The sequence below is a fragment of the Pseudomonas sp. PB105 genome (assembly GCF_009764655.1).
Lineage (GTDB): Bacteria > Pseudomonadota > Gammaproteobacteria > Pseudomonadales > Pseudomonadaceae > Aquipseudomonas > Aquipseudomonas cyclaminis.
Genome location: NZ_RWIO01000002.1, coordinates 56,471 through 72,443, shown reverse-complemented (window position 1 = coordinate 72,443; position 15,973 = coordinate 56,471). Strand labels below are relative to the sequence as shown.

General features: G+C 60.8%; 13 protein-coding genes. 5 read left to right on the top strand and 8 right to left on the bottom strand.

The features are described 5' to 3' along the window. Nucleotides 1–118: 118 nt before the first annotated feature. From EJD88_RS00285 to gloB, 7 genes are all read right to left on the bottom strand, one after another. Nucleotides 119–1,720, bottom strand: coding sequence for an ABC transporter ATP-binding protein (locus tag EJD88_RS00285; RefSeq protein WP_158876179.1), 1,602 nt, complete (start codon nucleotides 1,718–1,720; stop codon nucleotides 119–121). Nucleotide 1,721: 1 nt separating this feature from the next. Beyond that, a complete protein-coding gene (locus tag EJD88_RS00280; protein ID WP_032885814.1) occupies nucleotides 1,722–2,741 on the bottom strand; it encodes an ABC transporter permease in 1,020 nt (339 codons plus the stop codon). Nucleotide 2,742: 1 nt separating this feature from the next. After that, the gene (locus tag EJD88_RS00275) at nucleotides 2,743–3,819 is read right to left on the bottom strand and encodes a microcin C ABC transporter permease YejB (RefSeq protein WP_158876178.1); all 1,077 of its coding nucleotides are present in this window, start codon (nucleotides 3,817–3,819) and stop codon (nucleotides 2,743–2,745) included. Next, nucleotides 3,820–5,658 (bottom strand): extracellular solute-binding protein, encoded by a 1,839-nt coding sequence (locus tag EJD88_RS00270; RefSeq protein ID WP_158876177.1) that lies wholly within the window; start codon nucleotides 5,656–5,658, stop codon nucleotides 3,820–3,822. Next, a complete protein-coding gene (locus EJD88_RS00265) occupies nucleotides 5,655–7,484 on the bottom strand; it encodes an extracellular solute-binding protein (protein WP_099582778.1) in 1,830 nt (609 codons plus the stop codon). Before EJD88_RS00265 ends, EJD88_RS00270 begins: the two co-directional genes overlap by 4 nt. 212 nt (nucleotides 7,485–7,696) lie before the next feature. Then, on the bottom strand, nucleotides 7,697–9,103 hold the full coding sequence (locus tag EJD88_RS00260; RefSeq protein WP_099582779.1) for a lytic transglycosylase domain-containing protein: 1,407 nt from the start codon (nucleotides 9,101–9,103) through the stop codon (nucleotides 7,697–7,699). A gap of 98 nt (nucleotides 9,104–9,201) precedes the next feature. Next, on the bottom strand, nucleotides 9,202–9,969 hold the full coding sequence (gene gloB / locus EJD88_RS00255; RefSeq protein ID WP_158876176.1) for a hydroxyacylglutathione hydrolase: 768 nt from the start codon (nucleotides 9,967–9,969) through the stop codon (nucleotides 9,202–9,204). 65 nt (nucleotides 9,970–10,034) lie between these two features. Here gloB and EJD88_RS00250 point away from each other — a divergent pair, with 65 nt between their 5' ends. The 5 genes from EJD88_RS00250 (at nucleotide 10,035) to EJD88_RS00230 (ending at nucleotide 15,059) form a co-directional block, all read left to right on the top strand. Further along, entirely contained in the window at nucleotides 10,035–10,793 is a 759-nt protein-coding gene (locus tag EJD88_RS00250) for a class I SAM-dependent methyltransferase (RefSeq protein WP_099582781.1), read from the top strand. 31 nt (nucleotides 10,794–10,824) lie between these two features. Continuing rightward, a complete protein-coding gene (gene rnhA, locus EJD88_RS00245; protein WP_003173571.1) occupies nucleotides 10,825–11,277 on the top strand; it encodes a ribonuclease HI in 453 nt (150 codons plus the stop codon). A 70-nt stretch (nucleotides 11,278–11,347) separates the two neighbouring features. After that, complete coding sequence (gene dnaQ, locus EJD88_RS00240; RefSeq protein ID WP_177411613.1) at nucleotides 11,348–12,088, top strand: DNA polymerase III subunit epsilon; 741 nt, start codon at nucleotides 11,348–11,350, stop codon at nucleotides 12,086–12,088. Nucleotides 12,089–12,213: 125 nt separating this feature from the next. Further along, nucleotides 12,214–14,469, top strand: coding sequence for an Orn/Lys/Arg decarboxylase N-terminal domain-containing protein (locus EJD88_RS00235; RefSeq protein ID WP_158876175.1), 2,256 nt, complete (start codon nucleotides 12,214–12,216; stop codon nucleotides 14,467–14,469). Nucleotides 14,470–14,477: 8 nt separating this feature from the next. After that, a complete protein-coding gene (locus tag EJD88_RS00230) occupies nucleotides 14,478–15,059 on the top strand; it encodes a GNAT family N-acetyltransferase (RefSeq protein ID WP_099582784.1) in 582 nt (193 codons plus the stop codon). Here the strand turns inward: EJD88_RS00230 and EJD88_RS00225 are convergent. Then, nucleotides 15,056–15,949, bottom strand: coding sequence for a LysR substrate-binding domain-containing protein (locus EJD88_RS00225; protein WP_112194975.1), 894 nt, complete (start codon nucleotides 15,947–15,949; stop codon nucleotides 15,056–15,058). The genes EJD88_RS00230 and EJD88_RS00225 overlap by 4 nt on opposite strands. Between the last annotated feature and the right edge of the window lie 24 nt (nucleotides 15,950–15,973).

Genomic DNA, 15,973 nt, shown 5'->3' with positions numbered 1-15,973 from the left:
CGACGCCCATGGCGCTGGCGCAGTAGCAGGCGCTTCCTGGAATGCCGTGGCGTGTGTCGATCACGGCGGCAGGCCATTGGCCTGCGGTCAGAAGTCCCAGCGGGTGGCCAGCATGCATTCAGGCCGGTACGAGGAACGCAGCCTCAAGCAACTGCCGGGTATACGCATGCTGCGGGTCGGCAAAAATCGCCTGTGCATCGCCCTGTTCCACTACCTGCCCATGCTTGACTACCATCAACTGGTGACTCAACGCCTTAACCACCGCCAAGTCATGGCTGATAAACAGGTAAGTCAGGTTGTACTTGGCCTGCAGGCTGCGCAGCAGTTCGACCACCTGGCGTTGCACCGTGCGGTCCAGGGCCGAAGTGGGTTCGTCGAGTAAAATCAGGCGCGGCTTGAGCACCAGTGCACGGGCAATGGCGATGCGCTGACGTTGGCCGCCGGAGAACTCATGGGGGTAGCGATGCCGGGATTCCGGGTCCAGGCCCACTTCCTTGAGCGCGGCGATAATCGCTGCTTCCTGCTCGGCCGGTGTACCCATTTTGTGAATGCGCAAACCTTCGCCAACGATCTCACTGACGCACATGCGCGGGCTCAGGCTGCCGAACGGGTCCTGGAATACCACCTGCATTTCCCGGCGCAGCGGGCGTACCTGTTGCTGCGTCAGGCGGTCAAGCTGTTGGCCTTCGAAGCAGATGCCGCCCTTGCTGCCGATCAAGCGCAGGATCGCCAAACCGAGGGTGGATTTGCCCGAGCCGCTTTCGCCAACGATGCCCAGGGTTTGCCCTTGGGGCAGGCTGAAGTTGATGCCATCCACCGCTTTGACGTAATCGACGGTGTTGCGCAAAAAGCCTTTCTTGATCGGGAACCACACCTTGAGGTCATCGACCACCAGCAGCGGCGGCCCCACTACGTTATTGGCCGGACCTCCGCTGGGCTCGGCCGCCAGCAGTTCCTGGGTGTAGGGGTGTTGCGGCGACTGGAACAGCGTCTCGCACTCGGCCTGCTCGACGATGCAACCTTTCTGCATCACGCACACACGATGGGCAATGCGCCGCACCAGGTTCAGGTCGTGGCTGATCAGCAGCAAGGCCATGCCCAGGCGCGCCTGCAATTCCTTGAGCAGTTCGAGAATCTTCAACTGCACCGTCACGTCGAGCGCCGTGGTCGGCTCGTCGGCGATCAACAACTCCGGCTCGTTGGCTAATGCCATGGCAATCATCACCCGCTGGCGCTGGCCGCCGGACAATTCATGGGGCAGGGCCTTGAGGCGTTTGTGCGGTTCGGGAATGCCGACCAATTCCAGCAATTCCAGGGTGCGCTGGGTGGCAACCTTGCCGGTCAGCCCCTTATGCAGGCCGAGCACTTCGTTGATCTGTTTCTCGATATTGTGCAGCGGGTTCAACGAGGTCATCGGCTCCTGGAAGATCATCGCGATCCGGTTGCCGCGAATGTGCCGCAGGGTCTTTTCCTTGAGGGTCAGCAGGTCTTGCCCGGCGTACTCGATGGTGCCGCTCGGATGCCGCGCCAGCGGGTAGGGCAGCAGGCGCAGGATCGAATGGGCGGTCACCGATTTGCCGGAGCCGCTTTCGCCGACCAGTGCGATGGTTTCGCCACGCTTGATGTCGAAGCTGACGTTGTTGACCACGCGGTGGTGATGCTCGCCAGTGACGAACTCGACGCTGAGGTCGCGGATTTCGATCAGATTGTCCTGATTCATCTCATTTCCTCGGGTCGAAGGCATCGCGAGCGGACTCGCCGATAAACACCAGCAGGCTCAGCATGATCGCGAGCACGGCGAACGCACTCATGCCCAGCCACGGCGCTTGCAGGTTGGATTTGCCCTGGGCCACCAGTTCGCCCAGGGACGGCGAGCCGGCGGGTAAACCAAAGCCGAGGAAGTCCAGGGCGGTAAGGGTGCCGATGGCGCCGGTGAGGATGAACGGCATGAAGGTCATGGTCGAGACCATGGCGTTGGGCAGGATATGGCGGAACATGATCGCGCCGTTCTGCATGCCCAAGGCGCGGGCTGCACGCACGTATTCAAGGTTGCGCCCGCGCAGGAACTCGGCGCGTACCACGTCCACCAGGCTCATCCACGAAAACAGCAACATGATGCCCAGCAGCCACCAGAAGTTGGGCTGCACGAAACTCGCGAGGATGATCAACAGATACAACACCGGCAGCCCGGACCAGATTTCCAGGAAACGCTGCCCGGCCAGGTCGACCCAGCCGCCGTAGAATCCCTGCAAGGCCCCGGCGATCACGCCAATGATCGAGCTGAGGATGGTCAGGGTCAGGGCAAACAGCACCGACACCCGAAAACCGTAGATCACCCGCGCGAGTACATCGCGGCCCTGGTCATCGGTGCCCAGCAAGTTCACGGATGACGGCGGCGCCGGGGCTGGCACTTTGAGGTCGTAGTTGATGCTCTGGTAGCTGAACGGGATCGGCGCCCACAAGGTCCAGGCGTCCTTGGCCTTGAGCAGCTCCTGGATATACGGGCTCTTGTAGTTGGCTTCCAGCGGGAACTCGCCGCCGAAGGTGGTCTCCGGGTAGCGCTTGAGCGCCGGGAAATACCAGTCGCCGTCGTAGTGCACAGCCAGCGGTTTGTCGTTGGCGATCAGCTCCGCGCCCAGGCTCAGCCCGAACAGGATCAGGAACAGCCACAGCGACCACCAGCCACGTTTGTTGGCTTTGAAACGCTCGAACCGGCGACGATTGAGGGGGGACAGATTCATCTCAATGCTCCCGGCTGGCGAAGTCGATACGCGGATCGACCAGGGTGTAGGTGAGGTCACCGATCAGTTTCACGATCAGCCCCAGCAGGGTGAAGATAAACAGCGTGCCGAACACCACCGGGTAGTCACGGTTGATCGCCGCTTCAAAGCTCATCAGGCCCAGGCCGTCGAGGGAGAAGATCACTTCCACCAGCAATGAGCCAGTGAAGAAGATGCCGATAAACGCCGAGGGGAAACCGGCGATCACCAGTAGCATCGCGTTACGGAACACATGGCCGTAAAGCACGCGGTGGTTGGTCAGGCCCTTGGCCTTGGCGGTGACCACGTACTGCTTGTTGATCTCGTCGAGAAAGCTGTTTTTGGTGAGCAGCGTCATCGTCGCGAAGTTGCCGATGACCAGCGCGGTGATCGGCAACGCCAAGTGCCAGAAGTAGTCGAGGATCTTGCCGCCCCAGCTCAGCTCTTCAAAGTTGTTGGAGGTGAGCCCGCGCAACGGGAACCAGTCCAAGTAACTGCCGCCGGCGAATACCACGATCAACAGGATCGCGAACAGGAACGCCGGGATCGCATAGCCGACGATGATCGCCGAACTGGTCCACACGTCGAAATGGCTGCCATGGCGCGTAGCCTTGGCGATCCCCAGGGGGATCGACACCAGGTACATGATCAGCGTGCTCCATAACCCGAGGGAGATGGACACCGGCATCTTTTCCTTGATCAGGTCGATGACCTTGGCGTCACGGAAGAAGCTGTCGCCAAAATCCAGCTGGGCGTAGTTCTTGACCATGATCCACAAGCGTTCCGGCGCCGACTTGTCGAAGCCGTACATCTTTTCGATTTCCTTGATCAGCGCCGGGTCCAGGCCCTGGGCGCCGCGATAGCTGCTGGAGCCGGCCACCGAGACTTCGGCGCCGCCGCCGGCAATGCGGCTGGTGGCGCCTTCAAAGCCCTCAAGCTTGGCGATCATCTGTTCCACCGGGCCGCCGGGGGCGGCCTGGATGATGATGAAGTTGATCAGCAGGATCCCGAACAATGTGGGGATGATGAGTAACAGGCGGCGAACGATATAGGCCAGCATTCAATCGCCTCCGCTCGCCGGATCGGCGTTCGTGTCTGTGTTCAGGGGGACGGCAGGTTTGACATTGGGTTTGCTCCACCAGGTGGCGGTGCCCACGTCGTAGCGCGGCGGTACCTTGGGGTGGCCCAGGTGATCCCAATACGCCACGCGGAACGTCTTGATGTGCCAGTTGGGAATCACGTAGTAGCCAAACTGCAACACGCGATCCAGGGCTTTGGCATGGGCCACCAGGCTTTTGCGCGAATCGGAGTCGATCAGTTCCTCTACCAATTGGTCAACCGCCGGGTCCTTGAGGCCCATGTAGTTGCGGCTGCCGGGTTTATCGGCGCTGGAGGATTTCCAGAATTCGCGCTGTTCGTTACCGGGCGAGGTGGACTGCGGGAAGCTGCCCACCAGCATGTCGAAGTCCCGCGAGCGGATACGATTGACGAACTGCGAGACGTCGACGCGGCGGATCACCAGGTCGATCCCCAGGTCGGCCAGGTTACGCTTGAAGGGCAGCAGGATGCGTTCAAATTCAGTCTGGGCCAGCAGGAATTCGATCTTCACCGGTTTACCGGTGGGGTCGACCATCTTGTCATCGACGATACGCCAGCCGGCTTCCTGCAGCAGTTGGTAGGCTTCGCGTTGCTGGGTGCGGATCATGCCGCTGCCGTCGGTCTTGGCCGGTTCGAAAGCCTGGGTGAAGACTTCGGGTGGGATCTTGTCGCGCAGCGGTTCGAGGATTTTCAGCTCATCAGGGCCGGGCAGGCCAGTGGCCGCCATCTCCGAGTTTTCGAAGTAGCTGCGGGTACGGGTGTAGGCGCCGTTGAACAGCTGCTTGTTGCTCCATTCGAAATCCAGCAACAGGCTGATGGCCTTGCGCACGCGCACGTCTTCGAACATGGGTTTGCGCATGTTGAACACAAAACCCTGCATCCCGGTGGGGTTGCCGTTGGGAATCTCTTCCTTGATCAAGCGGCCTTCGGTCACGGCCGGGATGTTGTAGGCGTTGGCCCAGTTCTTGGCGCTGAATTCCAGCCAATAGTCGAACTGCCCAGCCTTCAACGCTTCCAGGGAGACGGTGCTGTCGCGATAGTAGTCGGTGATGCGGTTATCGAAATTGTAGAAACCCTTGGTGACCGGCAGGTCCTTGGCCCAGTAGTCCTTGACCCGCTCGTAGCGGATCATGCGCCCGGCCTTGACCTCGGCGACCTTGTACGGCCCGCTGCCCAACGGCACTTCAAGGTTGCCCTTGGCGAAGTCGCGGGTCGCCCACCAATGCTTGGGCAATACCGGCAGTTGCCCGAGGATCAGCGGTAATTCGCGGTTGTTGGTGCGCTTGAACTTGAACAGCACTTTCAGCGGATCTTCGGCAATGACTTCGTCGACGTCGGCGTAATAGGTGCGGTAGATCGGCGAGCCTTCCTTGATCAGTTCCTGGAAGGTAAACACCACGTCTTCGGCGCGGATCGGGTGGCCATCATGGAAGCGCGCTTCGGGGCGCAGGTAGAAACGCACCCAACTGTTGTCCGGGGCTTTTTCGATCTTGCCGGCGACCAGGCCGTATTCGGTGATGGGTTCATCCAGGCTTTGCATGGCCAGGGTGTCGTAGATCAGGCCGAGGTTGTCCGCCGGCACGCCTTTGGCAATGTAGGGGTTGAGGCTGTCGAAGCCGCCCATGGCCGACTCGCGGAACGTGCCGCCCTTGGGGGCATCCGGGTTCACATAGTCGAAGTGCTTGAAGCCGGCCGGGTATTTCGGCGGCTCGTTGTACAGCGTCAGCGCATGCTGCGGCGCCGCGTGGGCCGCGCAGCTCAGCAACAAGCCGGCAAACAGTGAAGAACGCAAAGACATCATTGGGCTTTCTCCGACGCTTTGAGCCACCACGCGCTCAGGCCCAGGCTGTAGGGCGGCGTGGCGACAAAGGCGAACCGGTTGCGGTACGCCAGGCGATGATAGTTGAGGTACCAGTTTGGAATGCTGTAGTGCTGCCACAGCAGCACCCGGTCGAGGGCGCGGCCGGCTGCCAGTTGTTCTTCGCGAGTCTGGGCGGCCAGCAGTTGTTCCAGCAGGTGATCGACGATCGGGTTGGCGATGCCTGCATAGTTCTTGCTGCCCTTGATCGCGGCCTGGCTGGAGTGGAAGTACTGCCACTGCTCAAGGCCGGGGCTCAGGGTCTGGTTGAGGGTGATCAGGATCATGTCGAAGTCGAATTGATCCAGGCGCTGCTTGTACTGCGCGCGGTCGACGGTGCGCAGGCGCGCGTCGATGCCGATGCTGATCAGGTTCTCCACATAGGGTTGCAGGATGCGCTCCAGGTTCGGATTGACCAGCAGCATCTCAAAGCGCAGCGGCTGCCCATCTTTGTTGAGCAAGCGCTGGCCCGAGAGTTTCCAGCCAGCCTCGCCCAGCAGTGCCAGGGCGCGGCGCATGTTCTCGCGGGGGATGCCGCGCCCGTCGGTCTGCGGCAGGCTGAAGGCTTGGGTAAACAGGTTCGCCGGCAATTGCTCGCGGTACGGCGAGAGCATCAGCCATTCGTGGCCCACGGGTACGCCGCTCGCGGCGAACTCGCTGTTGGGGTAGTAGCTCAAGGTGCGTTTGTAGGCGTTGCTGAACAGGGTGCGGTTGGTCCACTCGAAGTCGAACATCAGCCCCAGGGCTTCACGCACCTTGGCCTGGCTGAAGGTCGGCCGGCGGGTGTTCATGAACAGGCCCTGGCTTTGGGTGGGGATCTGGTGGGCGATCTGCGCCTTGATCACCTCACCCCGGTTCACCGCCGGGAAGTTGTAGCCATTGGCCCAGTTCTTGGCCTGATGCTCAATATAGATGTCGAATTCGCCGGCCTTGAAGGCCTCGAAGGCCACGTCGCTGTCGCGGTAGAACTCCACTTCGACCTTGTCGTAATTGTAGAAACCCCGGTTGACCGGCAGGTCCTTGCCCCAGTAATCCTTGACCCGCTCAAACACCAGCTGGCGTCCCGGGGTGACCTTGCTGATACGGTACGGTCCGCTGCCCAGCGGCGGTTCGAAGGTGGTGGCCTTGAAGTCGCGGTTTTTCCAATAGTGCTGGGGCAATACCGGCAGCTCGCCCAGGCGCAGAATCAGCAGCGGGTTGCCGGCGCGCTTGAACACAAACCGGATGCGGTGAGGATTGAGGATGTCCACCCGCGCCACTTCCTGCAGGTTGGTGCGGTATTGCGGATGGCCCTCGGTCAGCAGGGTGCGATAGGAAAAGGCCACGTCATCGGCGGTGATCGGCTTGCCATCATGAAAGCGCGCTTCCGGGCGCAAATTGAACACCACCCAGCTGCGGTCCTCGCTGTACTCGACCGATTGGGCAATCAATCCGTAGCTAGAGGTGGGCTCATCACCGGACGGCGCGTACTGGCCGGTGCCGACCATCAACGGCTCATTGAGCTCGTTGACGCCGTATTGCAGGAAATTGGGGGTGGAAACCGGGCTGGAGCCCTTGAAGGTATAGGGGTTGAGCGTATCGAAGGTGCCAAATGCCATGACCCGCAAAGTCCCGCCTTTCGGCGCTGCAGGGTTGACCCAGTCGAAGTGGGTGAATTTGGCCGGGTACTTGAGCCTGCCGAACTGCGTATAACCGTGGCTCTCGGTAATCGTCGCGTTCGCACCAAAGCTCAAGGCCAGACTTATTAGTAGAAGGAGGGGACGCTTCAAGTCAGAGATCCGATCCAGGCGGCTTGGGCTTTATGGTCGGTACAGTAACAGCTTGTTCCGGTTGGAAAAAGCCAGTCCCAGACACTGGAGAACCAATGTGGGAGGGGGCTTGCCCCCGATAGCAGGCTGTCAGCTACCAGATTCACTGGTTGACACACCGCTATCGGGGGCAAGCCCCCTCCCACAATTAGATCCGTAGTGTTCCCGAGTTATCAGCGCGGCCCGGAAACCACCAGCATCTGCCCAGGCTTCAATGCCTGGCCAGTACGCGGGTTCCAACGCTTGAGATGTTGCATCTCGACGTTGAATCGCTTGGCGACGATGTACAGCGAGTCGCCTTTCTTGACCTTGTACTGCACCGGCTTCTTGCTGCTGGCCACCGCGCGGCGGGTGTCCTGCATCACCAACGTCTGACCGACCTTCAGTGCCTGGCCATTAAGCTGGTTCCAGCGCTGCAGGTCATGCACATCGACCTTGTTGGCCTTGGCGATCAGCGTGAGGTTGTCGCCGCTGCGCACCTTGTAGCTGCGGCTGCGGCCGGCCACGCGTGCGGTCTCGACTTCGTCGAACACCTGTTTTTTCGGGCGCATCGCCAGCAATTCTTCCGGCTTCATCGTCGAAAGGGTGCTGGTCAGCAACTGCGCCTTGGAGCTCGGTACCAACAGATGTTGCGGGCCGTCCAGGGTGGTGCGTTGTTTCAGGGCCGGGTTGAGCTGGAACAGTTCGTCTTCGTCGATTTCAGCCAGCGCGGCGACCCGTGACAGGTCCATGCTTTGCTTGACTTCAACCACTTCGAAGTACGGCGTGTTGGCAATCGGGTTCAGGTTGACGCCGTAGGCCTCGGGGGCCAGCACCACTTGGGAGAGCGCCAGGAACTTGGGTACGTAGTCCTTGGTTTCCTGGGGCAGGGGCAGGTTCCAGTAGTCGGTCGGCAGGCCGAGCTTTTCGTTGCGCTCGATGGCGCGGCTCACGGTGCCTTCGCCGGCATTGTAGGCGGCCAGCGCCAACAGCCAGTCGCCGTTGAACATGTCATGCAGGCGTGTCAGGTAGTCGAGGGCGGCGGTGGTGGAGGCGGTGATGTCGCGTCGGCCGTCGTAGGCGCGGGTCTGGCGCAGGTTGAAGTAGCGCCCGGTGGAGGGGATGAACTGCCACAGGCCCACCGCATCGCTGCGTGAATAGGCCATCGGGTTGTAGGCACTTTCGATCACCGGCAGTAGCGCCAGCTCCAGGGGCATGTTGCGTTCTTCAAGGCGTTCGACGATGTAATGAATGTAGAGACTGCCGCGTTCGCCGGCGTTCTCCAGGAAGGACGGGTTGCTCGCGAACCACAGGCGCTGTTGCTCGATGCGCGGGTTGACGCCAACGTTGTCCTGCAATTGAAAGCCCCGGCGCATGCGTTCCCAGACGTCCTGGGGTACTTCGGGGCTGGGCTTCTCTGTGAGCCAGATAGGTTTTTGCTTGATCTTGGCAGCAAGATTGGGTTTGGGTTGCACGGTGGTTTGTGCAGCGTAATTTGTCGATTGGCAGCCCGCCAGAGTTGCGGAGACAGCCACCGCCACAGCTTGAGCCAGGCGGGTCAATGCGTCTGAATGGTTGGATTTACGAATAGATGACGACATTGGCTGGAAGTAAGTTCCGGGCAAAAATGTCGGGCGATTCTAGAAAGCGCTTTGGTTCCGGTCAACCATTCAGAAATTACGTATCAGATTGCATCGTCTTAGAACTTATCTTTCCACGCCCTCAAGCTAGCAAAAACCTCGGCCCCAGAGCGGTTGTCGCGGCCGTTCCGTTCGTCCGCTTTTTGTTTAACGGATGTTTCAGAGGTGCGCAGAAAAGGGTTGGTGCGTTTTTCCAGGGCCAGGTTGGAGGGCAGTGTTATCTCGCCACGGGCCCGCAGTTGGCGGACGCTTTCCACCCGTTCGGCGATATCGGCGTTGTCTGGTTCCACCGCTTGGGCAAACTTGAGGTTACTTTGTGTGTATTCGTGGGTGCAGTACACCAAGGTGTCGGCGGGCAGGGCAGCCAAACGCTCCAGCGAAGTGTGCATCTGTTCAGGCGTGCCCTCGAACAGGCGCCCGCAACCGGCGGCGAACAGGGTGTCGCCACAGAACAGCACGCCCGGGTGATAAAAAGCGATATGGCCTAGGGTGTGGCCGGACACGGCATAAATGTCGAAGTCCCAGCCGAGCACCGTGATGCGGTCGTTATCATTTAACGCCACGTTCCGCGCCGGGATCTTCTCGTTGGCCGGGCCGTAGACCGTCGCGTCGGTGGCGCGCTTGAGTTGTTCGACGCCACCCACGTGGTCATGGTGATGGTGGGTGATCAGGATATCGCTCAAGGTCCACTCGGGATTTTGCGTGAGCCAGGCCAGTACCGGCGCGGCATCGCCGGGGTCGACCACCGCGCAGCGCTTTTTAGGCGGGTCCTGTAACAACCAGATGTAGTTATCGGTGAAGGCGGGCAGGGCACTGATCTGTATCATTCTTCGATTCGCCAAGCTGAACACATTGGTGCATCTTAGAACGTCTAGGCGAGTTGGAGAATGCAATGACTGATAAAGCGTTCGCCCAGGCCGATCCTGAGTGGCTGGCCCTGATCGGCGCGGCCCGTGAATGGCTGTCCGGGCCCATCGGGCAATTTCTGCTGGATGAAGAACGGCGCATGCTCGAAGACGAGCTGGGCCGCTTCTTTGGTGGCTATCTGGTGCATTACGGTCCCTCCGCACAGACGCCGCCGTCTGCGCCGCAGGTGCAACGCAATGTGCGCCTGGGCGCACCGTTGCCGGGCGTCGAGATCGTTTGCGAGGAACAGGCCTGGCCGTTGAGCGAGCACGCCGCCGATGTGGTGGTGTTGCAGCATGGCCTGGATTTCTGCCTGTCGCCCCATGGTTTGCTGCGCGAGGCGGCGAGCAGCGTGCGCCCTGGTGGCCATTTGCTGATTGTCGGCATCAACCCTTGGAGCAGTTGGGGGCTGCGCCATGTGTTCGCCCATGATGGCCTGCGCCAGGCGCGCTGCATCGCGCCGTCGCGGGTGGCGGACTGGCTGAACCTGCTGGGCTTCGCGCTGGAGAAACGCCGCTTCGGGTGCTATCGTCCGCCGCTTGCCTCGACCAAGTGGCAGGCGCGCCTCAGCGGCTGGGAACGCCGGGCGGGTATCTGGCAACTGTCGGGCGGCGGCTTCTATCTATTAGTGGCGCGCAAGATTGTGGTCGGGCTACGGCCGGTGCGCCAGGTAGCGCGCCAGCCCATCGGCAAACTGGTGCCGATGCCGATGGCCAAGGTCAACCGCAAGCAAAGTGAAACGTAAAACCCCTTTTTGATTTAAGACCGAGTAACTGATGACTGACAGCGTAGAACTCTTCACCGATGGCGCCTGCAAGGGCAACCCAGGCCCTGGCGGCTGGGGCGCCTTGCTGGTGTGCAAGGGCGTCGAGAAGGAACTGTGGGGCGGCGAAGCCAACACCACCAACAACCGCATGGAACTGATGGGCGCGATTCGCGGCCTGGAAGAACTCAAGCGTCGCTGCAACGTGCTGCTGGTCACCGACTCGCAGTACGTGATGAAGGGCATCAACGAATGGATGGTCAATTGGAAGAAGCGCGGCTGGAAGACCGCCGCCAAGGAACCGGTAAAAAATGCCGACCTGTGGCAATTGCTCGACGAGCAATGCAATCGCCATGACATCACTTGGAAGTGGGTTCGCGGGCACATCGGCCACCCCGGTAACGAGCGGGCAGACCAGCTCGCCAACCGTGGTGTAGACGAGGTGCGAGGCTACAAGCAGAGCTGACGTGCTAACATCGCGCCCTTTGACGCACACCACAGTGCACACCACCGTTGAGAGCTGAACCCTGATGGCCATCCGATCTGTTGTACTCGATACCGAAACCACCGGCATGCCGGTGACTGACGGCCACCGGATCATTGAAATCGGCTGTGTCGAACTCATGGGTCGGCGTCTCACCGGGCGTCACTTCCACGTCTACCTGCAACCGGACCGCGACAGTGACGAAGGCGCCATCGGCGTCCACGGTATCACCGACGAGTTCCTCAAGGGCAAGCCACGCTTCGCTGAAGTGGCCGATGAGTTCTTCGAATTCATCAAGGGCGCCCAGCTGATCATCCATAACGCGGCGTTCGACGTCGGTTTCATCAATAACGAATTTGCCCTGATGGGGCAGACTGATCGTGCAGACATTTCCCAGCACTGCTCGATCCTCGATACCTTGATGATGGCCCGTGAACGTCACCCCGGCCAGCGCAACAGCCTCGATGCGTTGTGCAAGCGGTATGGTGTCGACAACTCCGGCCGCGAACTCCACGGCGCTCTGCTCGACTCCGAGATTCTCGCCGACGTCTACCTGACCATGACCGGCGGGCAGACCAGCCTTTCGTTGGCGGGTAATGCGTCCGATGGCAGTGGCTCGGCAGAAGGCTCGGGCAACCGTCCTTCGGAAATCCGCCGCCTGCCGGCAGATCGCAAGCCGACCACGATTCTTCGCGCCAGCGAACAGGACATGGTCGAGCATGCGCAACGCCTGGAAGCAATTGCCAAGTCGGCTGGTGCTCCTGCGTTGTGGACTCAGCTGACACAACAATAGCCATCAAAATGTCGGAGGGGGCTTGCCCCCCTACAGTTGATCTCCATAGCTTTCAAAATCTTCATTCGCGTCATCGCAGCCTAGCTTCTACCCTGAGTGCATAGCCCTCAGGACTCTACGCCCTCATGTACAAAGACCTGAAGTTCCCTGTTCTTATCGTGCACCGCGACATCAAGGCCGACACCGTTGCTGGCGACCGGGTCCGCGGCATTGCCCGGGAGCTGGAACAGGAGGGCTTCAGTGTTTTTTCCGCCGTGGACTACGCCGAAGGTCGGCTGGTGGCGTCTACCCATCACGGCCTGGCCTGCATGTTGATCGCCGCCGAGGGCGCTGGCGAAAATACCCACCTGCTGCAAAACATGGTCGAGCTGATTCGCCTGGCGCGGGTGCGGGCACCCAACCTGCCGATCTTTGCCCTGGGCGAGCAAGTCACCCTGGAAAACGCCCCGGCCGATGCCATGAGCGAACTCAACCAGCTGCGCGGCATCCTTTATCTGTTCGAAGACACCGTGCCATTCCTGGCCCGGCAAGTGGCCCGCGCCGCACGCACTTATCTAGATGGCCTGCTGCCGCCATTCTTCAAGGCCTTGGTACAACACACCGCCGACTCCAATTATTCCTGGCACACCCCCGGTCATGGCGGCGGCGTGGCGTATCGCAAAAGTCCGGTGGGGCAGGCGTTTCATCAGTTTTTCGGGGAAAATACCCTGCGTTCGGATTTGTCGGTTTCAGTGCCCGAACTGGGCTCGCTGCTGGACCACACCGGCCCGCTGGCCGAAGCCGAGGCTCGTGCTGCGCGCAACTTCGGCGCCGACCACACCTTCTTTGTGATCAATGGCACATCCACCGCCAACAAGATCGTTTGGCATTCCATGGTCGGCCGCGATGACCTGGTGCTGGTGGACCGCAACTGCCACAAATCCGTCCTGCACTCGATCATCATGACCGGCGCGATCCCGCTGTACCTGTGCCCGGAACGCAATGAACTGGGGATCATCGGTCCCATTCCCCTGAGCGAATTCAGCCCCGAGTCGATCCGCGCCAAGATCGACGCCAGCCCCCTGACCCGTGGGCGGCCCGCGAAAGTGAAGATGGCCGTGGTCACCAACTCCACCTATGACGGCCTGTGCTACAACGCCGAGCTGATCAAGCAGCAACTGGGCAACAGTGTCGAGGTGCTGCACTTTGACGAAGCCTGGTATGCCTACGCAGCGTTCCATGAGTTTTTCGCCGGGCGCTATGGCATGGGCACCTCGCGTACCCCGGACAGCCCGCTGGTGTTCACCACCCATTCCACCCACAAATTGCTGGCGGCCTTCAGCCAGGCCTCGATGATCCATGTCCAGGATGGCGGTGCGCGGCAGCTGGACCGCGACCGTTTCAACGAAGCGTTCATGATGCACATCTCCACCTCGCCGCAATACAGCATCATCGCCTCGCTGGACGTGGCGTCGGCGATGATGGAAGGTCCGGCCGGGCGTTCGTTGCTCCAGGAAATGTTCGATGAGGCCCTGAGTTTTCGCCGCGCCCTGGCTAATCTGCGCCAGCATATCGCCGCCGAGGACTGGTGGTTCTCCATCTGGCAACCGCCGTCGGTGGCCGGCATCGACCGCGTCGCCACGGCGGATTGGCTGTTGCAGCCGCAGGATGAGTGGCATGGCTTTGGTGATGTGGCCGAAGACTATGTGTTGCTGGACCCGATCAAAGTCACGCTGGTGATGCCCGGCCTCAATGCAGGCGGTGCCTTGAGCGATTGTGGGATTCCCGCGGCGGTGGTCAGTAAATTCCTCTGGGAGCGCGGGCTGGTGGTAGAAAAGACCGGGCTGTATTCCTTTCTGGTGCTGTTTTCCATGGGCATCACCAAAGGCAAATGGAGCACGTTGCTCACCGAGTTGCTGGAGTTCAAGCGCAGTTATGACGCGAATACCAGCCTGGCCAGTTGTTTGCCGTCAGTATTTGCCCAGGGCCCGGCGCGTTATCAGGGCCTGGGTTTGCGCGACCTGTGCGACCAACTGCACAGTTGCTACCGCAGCAACGCTACCGCCAAACACCTCAAGCGCATGTACACCGTATTACCGGACGTCGCGATGAAACCGGCGGACGCCTACGACCAATTGGTAAGAGGAGAAGTGGAGGCCGTGTCGATTGATGCCTTGCCAGGACGCGTCGCAGCCGTGATGCTGGTGCCGTATCCGCCGGGCATTCCGTTGATCATGCCCGGCGAGCGCTTTACCGAGTCAACCCGCTCGATCATCGACTACCTGGCATTTGCCCGGACGTTCGATAGCAGTTTCCCCGGTTTTGTTGCCGATGTTCACGGGTTACAACACGAAGATGACGGCAGTGGTCGTTGTTACACCGTAGATTGCATCAAGGGTTAAGGATGTTTATGCAAGCCGTAATGAACCCGAAGTATCCAGGGCTCAGTGTGCGAGTCGCCGACGAAGGCTTCGATGCCTACGTGTGGGGCAATGACTTCAGTTTCGAGGTCAGCGCCTATAGCGTGCCGGAGATGGGCAAGCGCGTCGATCAATGGCCGCTGGAGCGCATCCTGCCGTACCGCAAATGTTATGGGATTGACCCTGAGGAGTTCGCCAGTTTCCGTGATGCGCCAGACAGCGCGATTTTCATGGCCTACCTGGACGATCGAGCGGTGGGGCATATCGTGGTCAGTACCAACTGGAATGGTTTTGCCCATGTGGATGAACTGGCGGTGGTCCTGCCGGCACGGCGGCACGGCGTGGCCAAGGCGTTGCTGGATGTGGCGCAGTTCTGGAGCCGCAAGAAAAACCTGCCGGGCATGATGCTCGAAACCCAAAACAACAACCTCGGCGCCTGCCGTCTTTATGAGCGCTGCGGTTATGTGATGGGGGGGATCGACCACCTGCGTTATCGCGGCATCGACCCGCAAACGCGCGAAGTGGCGATTTTCTGGTATCGGTTGTTCAAGTCCGAAGTCGACAAGACTTAACCCAACAGCAGGCTTTCAGCCTTCTGCGTGACAATCTCCAGCAATGCATTCAAGGCTGCAGAAGCCATCCCATCCTTGAGGGTCAGCGCGTACAGATGGATCGTGATCGGCGGCGACACCGGGCATGCATCCAGCCCGGCCTCCCGTGCGCCGAACGCGGTGAACGGGTCGACAATCGCCAGGCCTTCTCCCGCTTCCACCATGCTGCGCATCATCTGGTAGGTCTGCACGCGGGTTTGCACCACCGGCAGTGGCCGAAGGGCTTGCAGCTTGGCGTCCAGCAGGCGGCTGAGTGGGTCTTGCCCCTCCAGCCCGATCATCGACTGCCCGGCCAGGTCCTGCAGCGCAATGTACTTTTGCTTGGGCTTGAGCCAACCGTGGGGTGCGAGTAGCTGCAGTTTGCCCTGGGCGAGCACGGTGCTGAGGATTTGCGGGTGTTCCGGGTCATGCAGGCTCAGGCCGACGTCGGCCTCGTGCAGCAACAGGCTCCTGACGATTTCTCGTGTGGGCTGGCTCGACAGGTTGCAGGGGGTGTCCTGGAACCGTCGGCGCAGCACCGCGATGCTGTGCGGCAACAGTTGATTGGCCAGGGGTGGGGTGCAGAGCGCTCGCAGGGGTGGGGCGTGATGGTGTTTCAGGCGGCTGGCCAGCCGTTGCACCGGCTCCAACGCTTCGTACACATGGGCGATTTCTGCCTGCAACGCCAGGGTTTCCCGCGTTGCCTGCAAGCGCCCGCGCACGCTGGCGAACAGCATAAAACCCAGTTGCTGCTCGGCTTCCTTGAGCGACGCCTCCACATCGCCCACGGGGAGCTGCAACCATTCGGCGGCCGTGCCGAGGTGTCCGGTCTGCAGAATGGCCTGAATCACTTCGAGATGACGTAAACGCATGGCCGGAGTCTATGTGCAGTGCAG

What these genes read in the sequence shown, in the direction of transcription:
- EJD88_RS00285 (WP_158876179.1), bottom strand. Translation starts at nt 1,720, where the DNA reads ATGAATCAGGACAATCTGATCGAAATCCGCGACCTCAGCGTCGAGTTC.
- EJD88_RS00280 (WP_032885814.1), bottom strand. Translation starts at nt 2,741, where the DNA reads ATGAATCTGTCCCCCCTCAATCGTCGCCGGTTCGAGCGTTTCAAAGCC.
- EJD88_RS00275 (WP_158876178.1), bottom strand. Translation starts at nt 3,819, where the DNA reads ATGCTGGCCTATATCGTTCGCCGCCTGTTACTCATCATCCCCACATTG.
- EJD88_RS00270 (WP_158876177.1), bottom strand. Translation starts at nt 5,658, where the DNA reads ATGATGTCTTTGCGTTCTTCACTGTTTGCCGGCTTGTTGCTGAGCTGC.
- EJD88_RS00260 (WP_099582779.1), bottom strand. Translation starts at nt 9,103, where the DNA reads ATGTCGTCATCTATTCGTAAATCCAACCATTCAGACGCATTGACCCGC.
- gloB (WP_158876176.1), bottom strand. Translation starts at nt 9,969, where the DNA reads ATGATACAGATCAGTGCCCTGCCCGCCTTCACCGATAACTACATCTGG.
- EJD88_RS00250 (WP_099582781.1), top strand. Translation starts at nt 10,035, where the DNA reads ATGACTGATAAAGCGTTCGCCCAGGCCGATCCTGAGTGGCTGGCCCTG.
- rnhA (WP_003173571.1), top strand. Translation starts at nt 10,825, where the DNA reads ATGACTGACAGCGTAGAACTCTTCACCGATGGCGCCTGCAAGGGCAAC.
- EJD88_RS00235 (WP_158876175.1), top strand. Translation starts at nt 12,214, where the DNA reads ATGTACAAAGACCTGAAGTTCCCTGTTCTTATCGTGCACCGCGACATC.
- EJD88_RS00230 (WP_099582784.1), top strand. Translation starts at nt 14,478, where the DNA reads ATGCAAGCCGTAATGAACCCGAAGTATCCAGGGCTCAGTGTGCGAGTC.
- EJD88_RS00225 (WP_112194975.1), bottom strand. Translation starts at nt 15,949, where the DNA reads ATGCGTTTACGTCATCTCGAAGTGATTCAGGCCATTCTGCAGACCGGA.